We start from the raw sequence: 19,326 nt of genomic DNA, 5'->3' as shown, positions 1-19,326 counted from the left end.
ACGTTGACGTAAACGTCAATCTTAGCGGGTTTTCAAATAAAAAGGGGCGCCTGCGCGCCCCTTTCATCTTTCATTCGCCATGCCATCGGATCATTTGTAAAGTACCTGCGGCAGCCACATGCCAATGGCGGGAAACTGGTACAACAAAAAGATGGCGAACACCTGGATGCCCATGAAAGGCAACATGCCGGCGAAAATCTGATTCAGCGTGACATGCGGCGGACTCACCCCTTTCAGGTAAAAAGCGGCCATGGCGACAGGCGGGCTCAAAAATGCGGTCTGCAGATTCAGCGCCACCAGAAGACCAAAGAACAGCGGGTCAATGTTGAAGTGAGGCAAGAGCGGAATAAAGATCGGCATGAAAATGACGATGATCTCGGTCCACTCCAGCGGCCAGCCCAGCAAGAAGATGACGACCTGCGCCAGGATCATGAACTGCACTGGCGTCAATTCCATCCCCAGCACCCAGGTATTGATCAGCTCCTGACCGCCCAGCAACGCAAAGGCGGCCGAGAAAATACTGGAGCCGACAAACAGCCAGCACACCATGGCGCTGGTCTTGGCCGTGAGGAAAACCGACTCCCGCATCACCGTCATGTTGAGCCGCCGGTAGGCTCCAGCCAGCAACAAGCCGCCCATGGAGCCCATCGCTGCGGCTTCGGTGGGTGTTGCCAGACCAAAAACAATGGTGCCCAGTACCGCCAGGATCATGATGGCCAGCGGGAAAAAGGAGCCCAGCAGCATCTTGAATATCTCCAGCCTGGCGAAACTGAAGATGGCATAGAAAATGGCAAGCGCCACAACACAGCTGGCCAAACCAATCCAGAATGTCATCGGCGCAGGCAGGCGTTCCTGAGCGGTCGCAGCCTCGGCTGCTGCGGCCACCACCGGTTCGGTTGCAGCAGGTTCGCTGGCGGCGGCTGGCGCCTCGGCCACGGCACCCAGCGCGGCGGGTGCCTCGCCCCCGGTCGGGGGCGGCTGCAAACCGTCTTCCGACTCGGGTTCAGCCAGACCCCCATCACCTTCTTCAGCAGGGGCATCAAACGTTGAGCCGCCCATGGCCACGACTTCGCCGGCCACTTCCTGCTGAATCGGCGCCGTCACATTCAAGTAAACACCACCCATGACAAGCACCACGATGATGGCTGGCAACAGCGCGATCAGCAAATGGTTCAGCAGTGTCTTCATCGGCACCGCCGCATTGCGCTTGCCCTTGATGGCACCAATCAGGCCAGGCAATGCCCTGTTGCTCACGCTGGTGGACACAATTTCTGCAAATTCTGGCAGCGGCACGCGCCGGTCTTCTTCCGACATGGGCGGCGCCATATGCGGCTTGAGCTTGGCCAGAATGATCACGTAGCCGATGTACAGCCCTGCCAGCATCAGGCCTGGAAAAAAGGCACCCGCGTAGAGCTTGACCACAGAGACACCCGCCGTTGCACCGTACACGATCAACATGACCGAAGGTGGGATCAGAATACCCAGGCAGCCGCCCGCTGTGATGGCACCGGCCGAAAGTTGTACGCTGTAACCGGCGCGCAACATGGCCGGCAAAGCCAGCAAACCCATCAGAGTGACCACGGCACCGACAATGCCGGTGGCCGTGGCAAAGATGGCGCAGGTGATGATGGTCGCCACGGCCAGTGACCCCGGAATGCGCGAGGTCGCCAGGTGCAGGCTCTTGAACAGCTTCTCGATCAGGTTGGCGCGCTCGATCAGATAACCCATGAACACGAACAGCGGGATGGAGATCAGCACGTCGTTGGACATCACCGAATAGGTGCGCTGTACCATCAGATCAAGCGTCTGCTGCACCGCCAGGTCCGGGTTTTGACTTCGGTAGGCAATCCAGGCAAACACCATGCCCATGCCCATCAGGGTAAAGGCGGTGGGAAACCCCAGCATGATGGCCACCACCACGAGTGCAAGCATCAGCAAACCCAGATGACCGTTGGTCATTTGGGAGGGCGAGGGTAACAAGATAAACGCGGCCAACACGACCATGGCCATGATGGTCAGACCAAACCAGACTTCTTTTCTCACTTATGACTCCAGTTGGGCTTGGTCACAAACGCGTCCAGCTTGGCAATATCTTCGTCTTTCACGTGAACCATTTCCTTCAGTTTTGCGATGTCCACCTCTGCCACGTCAGCACTGCGCGGGGGCCAATCGCCCTCTTTCAGACACACGATGCAGCGCACGATTTCAACCAGCCCCTGAGCCAACAAAATTGCACCCGCAATGGGGATGACCGTTTTGAATGGGTACACCGGTGGGCCGTTGGCGGTGATGTTGGAGTGCTCATTGATGACCCAGGATTCGGCGGCAAAGTTATAACCAGCCCAGGCCAGGGCCACCACCCCCGGAATAAAGAACAGGATGTACAGGGTCAGATCAAGCCCGGCTTGCAGGCGTGGCGGGAAAAATCCGTAAAGCACGTCACCCCGCACATGGCCGTTTTGTGACAGCGTATAGGCACCCGCCGTCATGAACAGCGTGCCGTACATCATGCTCATCACATCAAAAGCCCAGGGGTGCGGATTGTCCAGCGCGTAACGCGAGAACACCTCCCAGGTAATCAACAGAGTGAGCACCACAATCAGCCAGGAAAACGCCTTCCCGACCCAGGTACTGAGCTTGTCAACTGCAAGCAATAGTTTTTGCATTTTTATACCGTCAAAGTAAATCAGCCATTCAGACTCGGTCTGAATGGCTGAAAGCTGGCACAAAAAAAGCTTATGCCTTCTTGGCTCCGAAGAAGTGGTTCACTGCCATGCGGCGGTTCACATAGGTGTCCTGGTCCCACTTCACTGCACGGGCAGCAAAGGCCTTTTGGGAGGCAACGATTTCCTTGAACAAGGGGTTTTCGGCGGACTTCTTCTCGACAATCTCCGTCCACAGCTTGAGCTGGTCTTGCAGCACGGAATCAGGCGTCTTGTAGAACTTGACCTTGTCCTTGGCCTGCAGCTCAATGTAGTCCTTGGAATAGCGGTCAATCGCCTTCCACGACATGTCAGCCGAAGCAGCTTCGGTGGCACCGGCGATGATCGCTTTCAGCTTGGCGGGCAGGGCATCGTACTTGGTCTTGTTGAACATGATCTCAAAGGTCTCGGCGCTCTGGTGATAGCTTTGCAGCATACAAACTTTGGAGACATCCGGAAAGCCCAACAGACGGTCGGAAGTTGCGTTGTTGAACTCGGCACCGTCGAGCAGGCCGCGGTCCATGGCCGGCACGATCTCGCCACCGGGCAAAGCATTCACAGCAGCACCCATGGCGGTGAACAGGTCAATGGCCAAACCATTGGTGCGGAACTTCAACCCCTTGAAATCGGCCGACTTGGTGATCGGCTTCTTGAACCAGCCCAGTGGTTGCGTGGCCATGGGGCCGTACAGGAAGGACTGCACGTTGCCGCCAATGGAGGCATAAAGTTTGGCCAACAGCTCAGCGCCACCGCCGTACTTGTGCCAGGCCAGGATCATGTTGGCATCCATGCCGAAGGCCGGGCCAGAGTTCCACAGGGCCAATGCGTTTTGTTTGCCATAGTGGTAACCCAGCACGCCATGACCGCCGTCCAGCGTGCCTTTCGACACGGCTTCCAGCAAACCAAATGCGGGCACCACAGAGCCGGCGGGCAACACCTCGATCTTGAGGTCGCCACCCGTCATGTCGTTGACCTTCTTGGCATAGTCCAGCGCGTATTCGTGGAATATATCCTTGGCGGGCCAGGTACTCTGCCAGCGCATGGAAATAGGACCGGTTTGCGCCTTGGCAATCATGGGTGCAGACATGGCGCCTGCAGCAATGGCAGCGCCTTTGAGCAAACTGCGACGACGGGGGGTTTTGCTATCGGTCAAGGGAGTCTCCTGTTATAAATAATGGGCCCCTTATTTTGAGCACAGATGTCCTGCCAAAAGATTAGGGTTTTCACCCGTCTCATTGCGTCACCTTCACAAAAGACTTTTTACTTTTTTAACTTGTATGACAAATAAAAAGCACTTGTGCGCTGCCTCCGATATGACAAATGTTGCGCCGATTTCATGGATTTTCATGGACGGCATGCCAAGCAGTTACAGTTCAGCCTTGATCTGTCAGCCAGGGCGCCACACTCATTTCGACCACCACACGCCATGAAGCCGATTCAACTGTTCGACACTGCCTCCAGCACTTTCACCTACGTGCTGTTTGACACAGCCACACGGGAAGCCATCATCATCGACCCGGTGGACACGCAACTTGAACGCGATCTTCAGGTGTTGCGCGACTACGGTCTGAAACTGGTGTGGGCGCTGGAAACCCATGCCCACGCCGACCACATCACCAGCGCCGGGCAACTGGCCGAACTGGCCGGCGCCCAAACCACAGCGCCGGCGGGTTGCGGCATCAGCACCGCAGCGCTGCAACTCAAGGACGGTGACACCCTGCGCTTTGGGGCCGAGCAGATCCGTGCCCTGCACACCCCCGGCCACACAGCGGGCAGCATGTGTTTTGTTTGGCGCGACCATGTTTTCACAGGCGACACGCTGCTGATCAACGGCTGTGGCCGTACCGATTTTCAAAGTGGCAGCGCCGAGGCCATGTTCCGCAGTCTGACCGAGGTCCTGTTCAAACTGCCGGATGACACCACGGTGTGGCCGTGCCATGACTACAACGGCAAAACCAGCTCCACCGTCGGCATCGAGAAAGCCGGCAATGCCCGGGTGGCAGGCAAAACGCTGGAAGAATTTGTCGCCATCATGGACGCGCTCCATTTGCCGCCGCCCAAACGCATCGCCGAGGCCGTGCCCGCCAATCTGCATGGCGGCCTGCGCCAGGATGCGCACGCCACCAACAGTTTGCAGGTGCAGCCTGCCAGTGGCTACGCAGGCGACATCAGCGGCGCACTGGCCTGGCGCTGGGTGCAAAGTGGCGAAGCCGTGCTGGTGGATGTGCGCTCGGATGCCGAACGCGCCTGGGTTGGCTTTGTGCCCGAAGCCCCGGCCGTAGCCTGGAAACAGTGGCCCGGCATGGTGAGCAACCCCAGTTTTGATGCCGAACTGCGCGCCGCCGTGCCGGCCGGCAAGAAAGTGGTGCTGCTGTGCCGCAGCGGCGTGCGCTCCATCGCTGCCGCCAAACGAGCGACCGAGCTCGAGCTGGAGGCTTACAACATTCTGGAAGGTTTTGAAGGCGACCCCGACAGCCATGCCCAGCGCGGCCACCTTGGCGGCTGGCGCCTGAACGGCCTACCATGGCGTCAGAGCTGATAATACCGCCATGACTTTTCTGGCCATTGATGTCGGCAATACCCGTTTGAAATGGGCGCTGCACACTGCACCCCAGCGCAACGCGCCTTTGTTGGCACGAGGTGTCGAGTTTCTGGAAAACATCGACCGCCTGGCCAATGGCGACTGGGGCGGCCTGCCCCACCCGATGCGCATGCTGGGCTGTACCGTGGCCGGCGACGCCGTCAAGCGGCGGGTCGAAGAGCAAATGGAATTGTGGGACGTGTCCGCCAACTGGGTGGTCGCCAGCAGTGCCGAGGCCGGCGTGAGCAATGGCTACGACTACCCCGCACGTCTCGGGGCCGACCGCTGGGTGGCCATGATCGGGGCCTGGCACCGCAGCCTGGCGCAGGGGCCGGCGCGTCCGCTGGTGGTGGTGATGGTGGGCACCGCGGTGACCGTCGATGCCATCGACCCTCAGGGCAAGTTTTTGGGAGGCTTGATTCTGCCCGGTCACGGCATCATGTTGCGCGCACTCGAATCCGGCACCGCCGGCCTGCATGTGCCCACCGGCAACGTCTGCGAATTTCCGACCAACACCAGCGACGCCCTGACCAGCGGCGGCACCTACGCCATTGCGGGTGCGGTCGAGCGCATGGTGCAGCACCTGCGCCGGCACTGCGGCATGGAACCGCATTGCATCATGACCGGAGGCGCTGGCTGGAAAATGGCGCCCAGCATGTCGGTACCGTTCGAGCTGGTGGACAACCTGCTGTTTGATGGGCTGCTGGAGATGGCGGCACACCGGTTTGGCTGAGCGGCCTGAAGGTCGGAGGCAATCGTGGTGAGGGCGCCGCTCCCACAAGGCGCCACGCCTACAAGGGCTTTAGCCAGGCCTCGGCCAAACGCACCCAATACGTCGCGCCGATCGGCAACAGATCGTCGTTGAAATCGTAACTGGGGTTGTGCAAGGTGCACGGCCCGCCACCGTGGCCGAAGTCGCGGTGGTCGCCGTCGCCATTGGCAATGAAGGCATAACAACCAGGCTTGGCTTGCAGCATGAAGGAAAAATCTTCTGCACCCATGGTGGGTTCCTGCACCTGGACGTTGTCCGCGCCCACAATCGCCGCCATCACCTGGCGCGCAAACTCGGCCTCGGCGGCGCTGTTGATGGTGGGCGGGTAGTTACGCTTGAATTCAAAGTCGGCACGCAAGCCTGATGCCGCACAAATGTGCTCGGTCATCACGCGCATGCGCTGCTCGATCTGGTCGAGCACATCAAAAGAAAAGGTGCGCACCGTGCCCTGCAACTCACACCGATTGGGTATGACGTTGGTGGCCTCACCGGCATGGATCATGGTGACAGAAATCACGCCCGCATCGATCGGCTTCAGGTTGCGGCTGATGATGGTCTGGAACGACTGCACCAGCTGGCAGGCCACCGGCACCGGATCCAGTGCGTTATGCGGCATGGCGGCATGCCCTCCCTTGCCGTGAACCGTGATCCTGAACTCGTTGCTCGATGCCATCACCGGGCCAGCGCTGGCGGCAAACTGGCCGAACGGCAAACCAGGCCAGTTGTGCATGCCAAACACCGCTTCCAGCGGAAACTTGTCAAACAGGCCGTCCTTGATCATCTCGCGGGCACCGCCGCCGCCTTCTTCGGCGGGCTGAAAAATCAGATACACCGTGCCATCGAAATGGCGGTGCGTGGCGAGGTACTGGGCGGCGGCCAGCAGCATGGCGGTGTGGCCGTCGTGACCGCAGGCGTGCATCTTGCCGGGTTGGCTGCTGGCGTGGGCAAAGGTATTGGCCTCCTGCATCGGCAGCGCATCCATATCGGCGCGCAACCCAATGGCACGGCCCGACGTGCCGTTTTTGACAATACCCACCACACCGGTCGTACCCAGGCCACGGTGCACCGGAATGCCCCATTCGGCAAGCTTGTCGGCCACCCGGTCGGCGGTGCGGAACTCGTTGAAGCACAGCTCAGGGTGGGCGTGCAGATCGCGACGCAAGGCTTCAAGACCAGAGCGCTGCTGGACAATTTCAGGGATCAAATGCATGGCTGCTCCTGCGGGTCTGACTGGGTGACAATCATGCCTCAACTCGCAATGCCACCATGACCGCTACAACTTTATCTGACCCGGCCCCCAGCAGCCAGATTCTGGGCGCCTGCCCGCACGACTGCCCCGACACCTGCTCGCTGCTGACCACGGTGCAAAACGGCGTCGCCATCAAGGTACAGGGCAACCCGGCGCACCCGCACACTGCCGGCAGCCTGTGCGCCAAGGTGTCGCGCTACCCCGAGCGCACTTACCACCCCGAGCGCATCCTGCATCCACTCAAACGCATTGGCCCCAAGGGCAGCAGGCAGTTTGAACGCGTCAGCTGGGACGCTGCGCTGAGCGACATTGCCGCACGCCTGTCGGCCATAGCCGCACGCGACCCGCAGGCCATCCTGCCCTACAGCTACGCCGGCACCATGGGCCTGGTGCAGGGAGAAAGCATTGCGGCACGGTTTTTCAACACGCTCGGCGCCTCGCAGCTGGAGCGCACCATTTGCGCCGCCGCGGGTGGCGAAGGCCTGGTGCACACGCTGGGTGGCAAGGTCGGCATGCGGGTGGAGTTTTTTGCCGAGTCCGATCTCATTTTGATCTGGGGCAGCAACTCGATCAGCAGCAACCTGCACTTCTGGCGCTATGCCAACCAAGCCAAAGGGCGCGGCGCCAAACTCGTCTGCATCGACCCGCGCAAGAGTGAGACGGCTGACAAGTGCCACGAGCACATCGCCCTGCTCCCCGGCACCGACGGCGCGCTGGCGCTGGGCCTGATGCACGAATTGATCCAGAACGACTGGCTCGACCACGACTACCTGGCCCGCTACACGCTGGGCTGGGCGGCTTTGCGCGAGCGCGCCCTGCAATGGCCGCCCGAGCGCGCAGCAGCGGTGTGCGGCATCAGCCCTGAGCAGATCCGCGCCCTGGCCCGGGACTACGGCGCCTGCGCCCGCAAGGGCCAAGCGGCCGCCATCCGCATGAACTACGGCCTGCAACGCGTGCACGGCGGCGGCAACGCAGTACGCCTGATCGCCAGCCTGCCCGCGCTCATCGGCGCCTGGCGGCATCGGGCTGGTGGCGTGCTGCTGTCAAGCTCGGGGGCTTTCCCGGTGCAGCGCGCGGCCCTGCAGCGCCCAGACCTGCTGGCCGGGCGCAAGCCACGCAGTATCAACATGGCCACCATCGGCAACGCCCTGCTGCAACCGGCCAGCCCCGACTTTGGCCCGGCCATCGCAGCGCTGGTGGTTTACAACAGCAACCCGGTGGCCATCGCGCCCGAATCGGCCAAAGTGGTACAGGGCTTCGCCCGCGAGGATTTGTTTACCGTGGTGCTGGAGCATTTTCAGACCGACACGGCCGACTACGCCGACTACATCCTGCCCGCCACCACGCAACTGGAGCATTGGGATGTGCACAGCGCTTATGGCCACACCGACGCGCTGCTCAACCGCCCGGCCATTGCACCGCTTGGCAAAGCCAAACCCAACACACAGATTTTCCGGGAACTGGCCCGACACATGGGCCTGACCGATCCCTGCTTGCAGGACAGTGACGAAGCCCTGTGCCGCCAAGCCTATGGCGATGCGGTGGACTTCGAGACGCTGCTCGCCCAGGGTTTTGCCACCCTGCCCACGCCAGACGCGCCATTTGCCCAAGGCCACTTCCCGACGCCGTCCGGCAAATGCGAATTTTTCAGTGAACGGCTGGCCGCGCGAGGCCTGGACGGCCTGCCCGACCATGTGCCCAACCACGAGGCCGCGCACAGCTCCAGCGCCTACCCGCTGGCCATGATCTCGCCGCCGGCGCGCAATTTCTTGAATTCGAGCTTCGTCAACGTCAAGAGCCTGCAGGACAGCGAAGGCGAGCCGCTGCTGGAAATACACCCGGACGATGCCGCTGCGCGCCACATTGCCGACGGTGACACGGTACGTGTTTTCAACAGCCGCGGCGACTACCAGTGTCGCGCCCGCATCAGTGCGCGGGCCAGGGCAGGCGTGGTCAACGGCCTGGGAGTCTGGTGGCGCAAACTGGGACTCAATGGCACCAATGTGAACCAGCTCACCAGCCAGAATCTGACCGACCTGGGTCGTGGCCCGACGTTTTATGACTGTCTGGTGGAAGTCGCGCTGGTCGTGTGACGAAGGACCTGGAAAGATCAGTTCAATTACCCCAATCCGGAATCGAACCCGCGTCCGTCCAGTGGTGCAAACGGATAGCTCGGCTACATCCTCAGCATCGGCAGCAGGCCCGCTGAGCCGTCGAATCGTCAGGGCGCAGCGTTGTTCAATCAGAGCCACGATTCGCTCGACCACGGCGTTGCCGGCAAAGCAGTGTCCAGAGAGTCTAGGCGGCCGAACATTAGGCGACATGATCAACCCGTAGTCAGCTGAGTAAATTTATATCGATGGTTCCCATTTGAGAAACGGGGCGTCCTTGGGTGCCCCGTTGGAACCGTTTTCGCGGTTCTGCAAACGAGATTTCTTGCGGATTTCTGTCCCTGCGACGATTCATTTCTGGATATCACCTAGGCAGAGGTATTTCATCTCCACATACTCTTCCATGCCATGGCTAGAGCCTTCCCGGCCCAGACCAGACTGCTTGACGCCGCCAAAGGGAACATGCTCTGTGGCGATGATACCGGCGTTGATGCCCACCATGCCGTACTCCAGCGCCTCAGCCACGCGGTAGATGCGACCGATGTCGCGACTGTAGAAGTAGCTGGCCAGGCCGAACTCGGTGTTGTTGGCAGCGTCAATGGCTTCCTGCTCGGTCTGGAAGCGGAACACCGGCGCAAAGGGACCGAAGGTTTCTTCTTTGGCGCACAGCATGTCGGCGCTGGCTTCGGAGATAACCGTCGGCTCGAAGAACTGGCCCTCCAACTGGTGGCCGCCGACCACCAGTTGGCCCCCCTTGGCAATGGCGTCAGCCACATGGCGCCGCACCTTATCCACGGCAGCGCTTTCAATCATTGGCCCTTGCATTACACCGTCTTCAAAACCGTTGCCAACTTTGAGGGTTTTGACTTTGGCTGCGAACTTTTCAAGAAACTGGTCATACACGCCGTCCTGCACATAAATGCGGTTGGCGCAGACGCAGGTCTGGCCGGCGTTGCGGTACTTGCTGGCCATGGCGCCTTCGACAGCTGAGTCGATGTCGGCATCGTCGAACACGATGAAGGGGGCGTTGCCGCCGAGTTCCAGCGACAGCTTCTTTACTGAGGGGGCGCTTTGCGCCATCAGGATCCGACCGACTTCGGTGGAGCCGGTGAAGCTGATGTGGCGCACCACATCGCTGGCGCAAAACACCTTGCCGACGGCAATGCTGTTGGCGCTGTCGGCCGTCAGCACGTTGAGCACACCAGCGGGAATGCCGGCGCGGATGGCCAGTTCGGCCACAGCCAACGCGGTCAGCGGCGTGAGTTCGGCTGGTTTGATCACCACCGGGCAGCCCGCCGCGAGGGCAGGGGCGACCTTGCGGGTGATCATGGCCAGCGGGAAGTTCCAGGGCGTGATAGCTGCGCACACGCCGATCGGTTGCTTGAGTACTATCAGGCGGCGGTTGTTGTCAAACTGAGGTAGGGTCTCGCCGTTGACGCGCTTGGCTTCCTCTGCGAACCACTCGACAAAACTGGCGCCGTAGGCAACTTCACCCTTGGCTTCGGCAAATGGTTTACCTTGTTCGGCCGTCATGATGCGGCCCAAGTCTTCCTGGTTGGCCATGAGCAACTGGTACCACTTGAGCAAGATGGCATGGCGCTCCTTACCAGTCTTGCTGCGCCAAGCAGGCCAAGCAACATTGGCGGCGGCAATCGCGACATCGGCATCCTGCGGCCCCAGGTTGGCGACGTCGGCGAGTTTGCGGCCATTGGCAGGGTTGTTGACGTCAAAGCGCGCCTTACCCGCGACCCACTGGCCATTGATCAGGGCGTCGGTTTTGAAGAGGCTGGGATCTTTGAGCAATAAAAGAGGGGAGGTTTCATCGAAACCTGTGGTTTTCATGTTCATATTGAGCTCCAATCAGGCGGAAACAGGAAACTCGATAGCCTCTTTGAGGGCTTGCCCGATCGTAGCGAGGGCTTGGTCAAACTGAGCATCTGGAATCGTCAATGGATGAAGGAATCGGATCACATTACCGTACATCCCACAGGTCAGCAGCACCAGGCCCTTTTCGAGTGCACGTTGCTGAACCCGTTGGGCGATCTCGGGACTAGGGCAGCCGTTTGCCGGATCGACAAACTCCACTGCGTTCATGGAGCCGACACCGCGCACCTCTGCGATTGAAGCGTTGCCTGTTCGGGCAGCTTCCAGAAACTTGCGCAATTTGGCACCCAGGCTGATCGAGCGATCAAGCAATGATTCTTTCTGAATCGTATCGATCACTGCATGGGCAGCGGCCACCGCAAGCGGATTGCCGGCATAAGTGCCCCCCAAACCACCGGGTGCGGGCGCGTCCATCACCTTGGCACGGCCACATACAGCAGAAAGCGGCATGCCTCCCGCCAGGCTCTTGGCCATGGTGATGATGTCGGCCTGGACCGGGTGGTGCTCCATCGCAAACATCTTGCCTGTGCGGCCAAATCCGGTTTGCACCTCATCTGCGATCAGCAGGATACCGTGTTTGTCGCAGATGTCGCGCAACTGCACCATCAACTTATTCGGCGCGGCATTGAATCCACCCTCTCCTTGCACCGGTTCAATGATGATTGCCGCGACGCGCTGTGGGTCTATATCCGCCTTGAACAAACGCTCGAGCGTCTTGACGCTGTCGTCAACAGTGATGTGCTGCAGTTCGCTCGGGAAGGGTATATGGTGAACATCGCCGGGAAAAGGACCAAACCCGATCTTGTAGGGAGAGACCTTGCCCGTGAGAGCCATGCCCATCATGGTCCGTCCGTGGAAGCCACCGGAAAACGCGATGACGCCCGGACGCCCGGTAAAGGCCCGAGCAATCTTGATGGCGTTTTCAACCGCCTCCGCGCCTGTGGTGAAGAAGGCCGTTTTTTTGGGGCCTGCAATGGGGGCCATCTCATTAATGCGTTCTGCGAGGGCCACAGAACTTTCGTAAGGAACAATTTGGTAGGCTGTGTGGGTGAATCGTTCAAGCTGTTTGGTGATTGCGGCAATCACGGCAGGATGGCGGTGCCCGGTGTTGAGTACCGCGATCCCGGCTGCAAAGTCGGTGTACATCCGGCCTTCCACATCCCACAGCGTCGCGTTCTCAGCACGGTCGGCGTAAAAGTTGCACATCACACCGACTCCGCGGGGCGCAGCGTCAATTCGGCGTTGGTTGATTTCGACATTCTTCATAGAGACCTCAAGCTGGTGGTAAATAGAAGTCCTGATTACACTTTGAGGCGGACCTATAATATAGAGCCACACCTGCATATTTAATAGGTCCAATTTGCGATCAATTACTGGCGACCTCTTAATGCAACGCTGGATGGATCTGCGAAAAGCAGATCCTCGCCAGCCGGCCAATCGGGCACTTTATGGCTGCTTGCGACAGGCCATCCTGGATGGCAGTTTGCCTGCATCCTCCAGACTTCCACCGTCGCGTGATCTGGCGAGCGAACTCAAACTCTCTCGCAACACGGTGATGCATGCCTATGAACAATTGCTGGCTGAAGGCTATCTGCGAACACTCACTGGAAGTGGCACGTTCGTGGCGGATGTGGTGCCGGACAATATTCTTTGGACCCGAACAGGGGCAGCGTCACGACTTAAGACAGGAGATGATCAGGCTCCTCCGATCCCCTTGTCCGGGCGCGGTCGTGGATTAGTAAAAGATGCATCCGCCTCAAGCATTCAATGGGGGGCCTTTGTGCCTGGCGTGCCGGATGTGACTGAGTTCCCATACCGCAAATTTACGCAGATTTCGGCACGATTGTGGCGCAGGCCACCACCCGAACTGCTGAGTTATTCATCGGGCGGCGGATATTACGAGCTTAGACATGAGCTGGCCATTCACCTTCGTCAGGCCAGATCCGTCAATTGCGACCCCGATCAGATTGTGATCACTGAGGGGGTTCACCAGGCGGTGGATTTGATTGCCCGCCTGTTAGGCGACCCCCAGGATAAGGTTTGGGTAGAGGAGCCAGGCTACTGGGGAATACGCAGTGTGCTTACTATTAACGGCTTGCGTGTTGAGTCGGTTCCAGTGGATGAGGAAGGACTGGCGCCTGAAGCCCGACACCATGGACGCCCGCCCAAACTGATCTTTGTGACGCCGTCTCATCAATATCCACTGGGATCGGTAATGAGTCTGCGCCGCCGACTCGCGCTGCTGGAATATGCCAGTCAGCATTCAAGCTGGATCGTGGAGGACGACTACGACAGCGAATTTCGCTTTTCAGGCCATCCGATTCCCTCGTTGCAGGGGCTCGTGCCAGACGCTCCCGTGATTTATGTCGGTACCTTCAGCAAGACTCTTTACCCCGGTATGCGCAGCGCCTACATGGTGCTTCCCAAGGGGCTCGCGGCCTCTTTTTCCAAGGCTCATTCGGAGTTGTACCGTGAAGGGCACCTGCTTACGCAGGCCACACTGGCCGAATTCATCAAGGCAGGTTATTACGCCGCCCATATCAGACGAATGCGACTGATTTATGCGTCGCGTCGAACAGCCCTGATCGCTTTCATCGAAAAATGGCTTGGTTCTGGCTGGCTCCATCCCTATGACAGCAACGCGGGCTTGCACCTGGTCCTGTCTTTGCCCAACGAGATGAATGATGTTCAGGTAGCGCGTGCAGCTCTTGAGCGCGCCGTGGCTGTGCGGCCCTTATCCAAGTATTACGCAGGCCAACCGACTGAATCTGGCTTGTTGATGGGTTTTGCGTGCGTTTCTGAGCAAGAAATGCGTGCGCCTTTTGAGATTCTGGTCGAATGCCTGCGAGCGCAGAATGCGGCGTAGGCATCTCCTGAATTGACAAGCTGCACTTCGAATGGCCGAAACCAGGGGCTGCATCAACCCCTGACGTCATGCAGTCCTCAGCATACCTTCAAAGAAACTCTTGACGTTCAATTCCAGGCTTTCCAGGTGATAGCCACCCTCCTGTACCACCAAGGTTGGCAAGTCAATTTCTCGTATCTTGCGGCCAAGAAGCCGAAATCCTTCATTGGAAACCCCCACTTTTGATTGCGGATCGTCTTTGTAAATATCAAAGCCCAACGATAGAACCAAGGCATCAGGATTGAATTTCCGAATCGCAAAAATAGCCTCGTCCAGACGCGCAAAAAAAGCTACTTCATCAGACCCATGGGGCATGGGCAGATTCAGGTTGAAGCCCTCCCCAGCGCCAGTCCCTTGCTCATCATCAAATCCAGCTACCGCGGGATAAAAATTTGTCGGGTCCCCATGAATCGAAATATAGAAAACATCCGACCTGTCGTAGAAAATTTCCTGAACGCCCTGTCCATGGTGCATGTCCGTATCCAGCACCACGACGCGCTTCATCTGCTTGCGCAAGGCTTGGGCCGCGATCGCTGAGTTGTTCAGGTAGCAGAACCCACCAGCAGCCTCTCGCCGGGCATGGTGACCTGGCGGTCGGCATAAGGCATAGGCATGTTGATTTCCCGCCAGAAGCTCGTGCGCACCCGCGAGTGCACTTTGCGCAGACCAATAGGCGGAACGCCATGTGAACTCTCCGACCGGGCAACTACCATCCGCCAGATAACGGGCGGCCTCTGCCAATATGCCGCGCAGGGCGTTGGGTTCGCGCACGAAGATGTTTGACATAACCTCATCGCCCCAGTCGGCAGGCATCTCCTTCCAGCGCGCAAATGCCGCTTCAAGGAAATGCAGATAAGGGCCTCCATGTACATCCTTAAGCGGCTGCATACCGAAGTCCGCAGGTTCACAGACAGGAAATTTCAGTTTTTCGACTGCGCGCAGAATTTTTACCGCTCTTTCTGGAACCTCCTGGGGAACTCGCATCTGCCCACGTGACAGATAAGTTTTTGGATGATGCAAGAGTTGTTCGGGGTGAAAAAAAGTTTTCATCGTTGGGGCCTTAAAAAATAATTTCGCTACCTGTTTCGCCATCAATATCCACAAGACCGGTCTACAGCGTTAAGCAAAGGAACTCCATGCATGGCGCGACGGATGTTCTCGATTACTGTTGTGGCAGAGTGCACCGGATCGCTCAACGAGGCCACATGAGGCGTCAGGTGCAACTGAGTGTGCGACCAAAACGGATGCTCTGCTGGCAAAGGTTCTTGTCCAAATACGTCAAGAAAAGCTGCATCAATCTTGCCCCGGTGTAGCGCGTCCAGCAAGTCTGCTTCGTTCAGATGGGCACCTCGACCGACGTTGATCAGGCAGGTGCCGGTTTTGAACCATGAAAAAAATTCCCGGTTGAGGATGCCTCGCGTTTGTGACGTCAGAGGCAGCAGGTTGATGACGATGTCGCTGGCGGCCACGGCCGACTCCAGCCGGTCTGCACCGCTCAGGCTCTTGACGCCAGGCAGACTCTTGATCGATCGGCTCCAGCCCGATACACCGAAGCCCTCGCCAGCCAGGCCCACAGCGACCGCTGCGCCCAACTCGCCCTGCCCAAGCACCAGAATATGTCGCTCGGCCGCACTCATGGGTGGAATAAATTCCCATATCCGGCTAACCTGAAGCCGCTGGTGCAAGTGGAAGTTCCGGTGGAAGTAGAAAACAGCCGCTTTGCAGTATTCCACCATGCGTGCGGTCAAAGTTAGGTCAATCAGGCGGGCCACTGGAATCCGGGGATCGAGCTTTTCGAGTTGCAACTGATCCACCCCAGCACCCAGCGATAGCACGGCTTTCAGGTTTGGAAAGGCATTCAGGCCCTGTGGTGGTGGCGTCCACACTAGGGCGATGTCCACGCTTTCGGGTGCGTCGCATGTAGACCCCGTCACAAAGCGCACGTCTGGCAGTGCATTTTTCAGTGTGGCCTGCCATTGAAGCGGGTCGTCGAGCTCGCTGTGGAAGTAAACAGTGGCTGGTTCGGCATATCCCGGTTGATCGCAGCTTGGGGTCATGGCAACACCTTCCCGGGATTCAGAAGCTTCAGCGGATCCAACGCATTCTTAAGGCTAGTCATCACCGCCATTTCCTCTGGTGTACGCGAATATCCGAGGTAGGCCATCTTGTGCGTGCCGATGCCATGCTCGGCCGATACCGAGCCGCCGTATTCACGCAACAACGTGTAGACACAAGCATCGAACTCAGGCTCGGGAAAAGGTCCCCATTTTGCGGCCAGGTGGACGCCGACATGGAGATTGCTGTCGCCAATATGGCCAAAGTGCACATGTTCGCACCCGGGGAATCGTGCGCGCAATTTCTCTTGCAGTCGCTCAACGAACTCACCGATCCGTCCAATCGGTAAACTCACGTCGTACCCGCAATAGGGCGACCACATGAGCGGGAATTCGGATACGGCGTCCCGAACGCGCCAGAATTCTTCCCGCTCCTTCAGGGACTGCGCGATAGAGGCATCTTCAACCCAGCCGCGCTCCAGCGCAGACTCCAGCATGGCCGAAAATCTTTCCATGTCCCCCTGTTGGTCATTGCCCTCGGCTTCCAGCAGAACATAAAGACTGGAGCCGTGTGGAATCGGTGCACGTCTATCGGGTACGCGCTGGGTAACCAGATCGTAGAAATCCGGCCACATGACCTCGAAGGCTGACAACATGCCCCCCAATTGCGTCTGGGCGTGCCGCAGGAAGGCAACCACCGCATCGTAGCCAGGCAGTGTGCACCAGGCTGTGCAGGTGCTAACGGGCAATGGATGCAAGCGCAATACCGCACGGGTCACGACCCCGAGCGTACCCTCGGATCCGATGAACAGATGCTTGAGGTCATAGCCGGCATTGTTCTTCAGCATCTTGTTCAGGCTGCTGACCCGCGTACCATCGGCCAGCACGACCTCCAGGCCCAGCACCTGCTCGCGCATCATGCCGTAACGTATGACCCGATTGCCACCGGCATTGGTGGCGATGTTCCCGCCAATCTGGCAAGATCCGCGCGCTCCCAGGTCTACGGCAAACAGCAAGCCAGCCTCGCGAGCGGCCTCCTGCACCGTTTGCAGGGGGGTGCCGGCCAGCACGGTCATGGTCGCCGCTGCGGTGTCGATTTCTTCGATGCCGACCAAGCGCTCCAGGGACAAAACCACATCGCTCGCCTGAGGTATGCCACCGCCGACCAGCCCGGTCATGCCGCCTTGGATGGTTACGCTTTGTCGGTGCTGATGGCAAATGGTCAGCACCTGCGCTACCTGTTCAGGCGTGGCAGGTCGCGCCACGGCCAATGGCGTGATCACATGCGCCTTGAACCAGTCGGTCTGGTATTTGTCGGGAATATCGGCGCCCGTCAGGACATGCGCGCTCCCCAAAACCTGTACCAGCCCGTCGATGAGTGTTGACATGTTTCCGTCCTACTTACCTTGCAGACCTGACGAGTTGCGCCTGGCCACCAACGCCGCAAAATACGTCCAGAACACCGGCAGCGTCAGCGCCAATCCTGAACAGGCAATGATGGCCATACCAGTCAAAGCGATATTGTCGGGCCGCTGCCCAAACACCACCACGCTGAACATCACGGCCAGCAGGAGATGAAAGTAATTGAAAGGCGCCAGCGACGATGCCGGCACTTTCTGAAATGCCTGGATCAGCAGGTACTGACCCAAACCACTCAATATCCCCACCAGTACCATCAAGGCCATGTCGGTTGCTGAGGGCCACGATATGGGCCATGCGGTCGGTAGTGACATCAGTGTCATCAAAGTGCAGACCCCTGCTGCCCAGAAAAACTGCTGCTCCATTTGCACCTTCCCGGCCAGTTTGCGCGTGAGAATCTGCAGCATCGCGTAGGAGCTGGCCGCAACTAGCATCAGCACGGTACCCGTCAGGGGCAACTGGCTGCCCGGACGTACGATCAGCAGCATGCCGATGAATCCTGCCACCACGGCCATCCCTTGCCGCAGACGGAAGTGCTCCCCCAGCAGCCAGGGCGAAAGTGCGACGATGATCAGCGGCGACAGGAAATAAATAGCGGTGGCTTCCGCGAGGGGCATCGAGTGCAAGGCCTGCATAAAGCTCAGGCCGACCGCGCCCAGCATGACGCTACGCCACAGCACCAGTCGCCGATGCTGACGCTGCAAAACCCATAGACAACGCTTGATCTGCATGAGTCCCATGGCCATGATCAACACCACACCGTAACGAAACAGGTTGACCAGCGGCGCGGGGTTGCGCCGCACCAGATCCTTGGCCAACACGTCCAGGGTGGCCAACGCCAGCAGGGCACACATGAAAATGCCGCACGCTTGGAACCAGAGGGTCTGCTGCGATCCTTCAGGAGGGATGGACGGGGGTATGTTCAGTGTTTCGGGGTACATCTGCTGGGTGCCAAGTGACATCTGCAAGTCAGATTGAGACCGGGTGATTTGCCATAGGCTTCAGCCATGTAGGCGGCCCGCTTACCTGCCGGCACACGATGGGTTTCAGGTCATCCTGATGGTCACAGCGGACGTCGATGCAGTGCGGGTAGCTGTTGTTGCCCCGTGCCAGAAACACTAATGTGGCGCCGAGATTACGCAATTGCTGAATCAGGTTTATTCCGCCGTTACGTTCAAATTGCCAACTCGTACTCATGCCTGCACTCCATGCACGTCAGACGTAGCTTGTTTGAGTTCAATCTCAACGAATACGAACTCGTAATCGTTGACATTGATCACGTTATGCTCCACCCCAGCAAGGCGGCTGTAAGACTGGCCAGTTTTCAACTCGCTGATGCGCTGGCCTTCAGAGGTTTCGAGCTGTAATTTTCCGTCCCTCAAAGGCACAACGACATAGTCGTATCCATGGCGATGCCAGCCGGTCTCGGCGCCCGGCGCAAAACGCCATTCGGTCACGACCACGCGTTCATTGTCGATTTGCACGGTATATTGAGCCTGTGTGTTGATTCCAAATGAAGGTTGGGCCAAAAAAGTAGGAATTCCAGTCGAAAACTGAGCCACGTTATCCACAATTCTTGCTTCATTTTTGAGCAGGGGTGATTAGGAGTGATAGACGTGGGAACCCTCAGCAAACTCAGGCGCATGGTG

General features: G+C 58.8%; 15 protein-coding genes and 1 pseudogene. 5 read left to right on the top strand and 11 right to left on the bottom strand.

Translation table 11 applies throughout. From position 1 onward, the window contains the following. Positions 1-90 precede the first annotated feature (90 nt). From NDJ10_RS13750 to NDJ10_RS13740, 3 genes are all read right to left on the bottom strand, one after another. Positions 91-2,043: a TRAP transporter large permease subunit gene (locus NDJ10_RS13750; RefSeq protein ID WP_296163261.1), complete on the bottom strand. Its 1,953-nt coding sequence runs from the start codon at positions 2,041-2,043 to the stop codon at positions 91-93. Then, on the bottom strand, positions 2,040-2,666 hold the full coding sequence (locus NDJ10_RS13745) for a TRAP transporter small permease subunit (protein ID WP_296163259.1): 627 nt from the start codon (positions 2,664-2,666) through the stop codon (positions 2,040-2,042). The genes NDJ10_RS13750 and NDJ10_RS13745 overlap by 4 nt, the downstream gene beginning before the upstream one ends. Positions 2,667-2,736: 70 nt before the next feature. Continuing rightward, on the bottom strand, positions 2,737-3,855 hold the full coding sequence (locus tag NDJ10_RS13740; RefSeq protein WP_296163257.1) for a C4-dicarboxylate ABC transporter: 1,119 nt from the start codon (positions 3,853-3,855) through the stop codon (positions 2,737-2,739). 183 nt (positions 3,856-4,038) lie between these two features. Here NDJ10_RS13740 and NDJ10_RS15285 point away from each other — a divergent pair. From NDJ10_RS15285 to NDJ10_RS13730, 3 genes and pseudogenes are all read left to right on the top strand, one after another. Beyond that, a pseudogene (locus NDJ10_RS15285) lies at positions 4,039-4,629 on the top strand (MBL fold metallo-hydrolase); the annotation flags it as partial. A gap of 174 nt (positions 4,630-4,803) precedes the next feature. Then, positions 4,804-5,241 (top strand): rhodanese-like domain-containing protein, encoded by a 438-nt coding sequence (locus NDJ10_RS15280; RefSeq protein ID WP_363318723.1) that lies wholly within the window; start codon positions 4,804-4,806, stop codon positions 5,239-5,241. 10 nt (positions 5,242-5,251) lie between these two features. Next, positions 5,252-6,016 carry a type III pantothenate kinase gene (locus NDJ10_RS13730; protein WP_296163253.1) on the top strand — a complete coding sequence of 255 codons (765 nt, stop codon included), beginning with the start codon at positions 5,252-5,254 and terminating at the stop codon, positions 6,014-6,016. A gap of 58 nt (positions 6,017-6,074) precedes the next feature. On the opposite strand, the gene NDJ10_RS13725 is transcribed toward NDJ10_RS13730, so the two are convergent. Next, positions 6,075-7,265 (bottom strand): M20 aminoacylase family protein, encoded by a 1,191-nt coding sequence (locus NDJ10_RS13725; RefSeq protein ID WP_296163249.1) that lies wholly within the window; start codon positions 7,263-7,265, stop codon positions 6,075-6,077. Between the two features lie 56 nt (positions 7,266-7,321). Here NDJ10_RS13725 and NDJ10_RS13720 point away from each other — a divergent pair, with 56 nt between their 5' ends. After that, positions 7,322-9,397, top strand: a complete 2,076-nt coding sequence (locus NDJ10_RS13720; protein ID WP_296163245.1) for a molybdopterin oxidoreductase family protein — start codon at positions 7,322-7,324, stop codon at positions 9,395-9,397. A gap of 369 nt (positions 9,398-9,766) precedes the next feature. Here the strand turns inward: NDJ10_RS13720 and NDJ10_RS13715 are convergent, their stop codons facing one another. Together NDJ10_RS13715 and NDJ10_RS13710 are read right to left on the bottom strand one after the other, a co-directional pair. After that, on the bottom strand, positions 9,767-11,263 hold the full coding sequence (locus NDJ10_RS13715; protein WP_296163241.1) for an NAD-dependent succinate-semialdehyde dehydrogenase: 1,497 nt from the start codon (positions 11,261-11,263) through the stop codon (positions 9,767-9,769). A gap of 12 nt (positions 11,264-11,275) precedes the next feature. Next, entirely contained in the window at positions 11,276-12,565 is a 1,290-nt protein-coding gene (locus NDJ10_RS13710; protein WP_296163239.1) for a 4-aminobutyrate--2-oxoglutarate transaminase, read from the bottom strand. 121 nt (positions 12,566-12,686) lie between these two features. Between NDJ10_RS13710 and NDJ10_RS13705 the strand changes: the two genes are divergently transcribed. Next, positions 12,687-14,165: a PLP-dependent aminotransferase family protein gene (locus NDJ10_RS13705; protein WP_296163236.1), complete on the top strand. Its 1,479-nt coding sequence runs from the start codon at positions 12,687-12,689 to the stop codon at positions 14,163-14,165. Between the two features lie 66 nt (positions 14,166-14,231). Here NDJ10_RS13705 and NDJ10_RS13700 read toward each other — a convergent pair whose 3' ends face one another. The 5 genes from NDJ10_RS13700 to NDJ10_RS13675 form a co-directional block, all read right to left on the bottom strand. Then, complete coding sequence (locus NDJ10_RS13700; RefSeq protein WP_296163233.1) at positions 14,232-15,254, bottom strand: histone deacetylase family protein; 1,023 nt, start codon at positions 15,252-15,254, stop codon at positions 14,232-14,234. Between the two features lie 41 nt (positions 15,255-15,295). Beyond that, positions 15,296-16,261 carry a glyoxylate/hydroxypyruvate reductase A gene (locus NDJ10_RS13695; protein WP_296163230.1) on the bottom strand — a complete coding sequence of 322 codons (966 nt, stop codon included), beginning with the start codon at positions 16,259-16,261 and terminating at the stop codon, positions 15,296-15,298. Then, positions 16,258-17,646 (bottom strand): FAD-binding oxidoreductase, encoded by a 1,389-nt coding sequence (locus NDJ10_RS13690; RefSeq protein WP_296163228.1) that lies wholly within the window; start codon positions 17,644-17,646, stop codon positions 16,258-16,260. The genes NDJ10_RS13695 and NDJ10_RS13690 overlap by 4 nt, the downstream gene beginning before the upstream one ends. Before the next feature lie 9 nt (positions 17,647-17,655). Beyond that, positions 17,656-18,639 carry a DMT family transporter gene (locus NDJ10_RS13685; protein WP_296163313.1) on the bottom strand — a complete coding sequence of 328 codons (984 nt, stop codon included), beginning with the start codon at positions 18,637-18,639 and terminating at the stop codon, positions 17,656-17,658. 231 nt (positions 18,640-18,870) lie between these two features. Next, on the bottom strand, positions 18,871-19,206 hold the full coding sequence (locus tag NDJ10_RS13675) for a cupin domain-containing protein (RefSeq protein ID WP_296163226.1): 336 nt from the start codon (positions 19,204-19,206) through the stop codon (positions 18,871-18,873). Positions 19,207-19,326: the final 120 nt, after the last annotated feature.

The organism is Rhodoferax sp. (assembly GCF_023700745.1).
Lineage (GTDB): Bacteria > Pseudomonadota > Gammaproteobacteria > Burkholderiales > Burkholderiaceae_C > Rhodoferax.
Note: the sequence above shows the minus strand (reverse complement) of the source record. Positions and strands in the feature narration are given on the sequence as shown.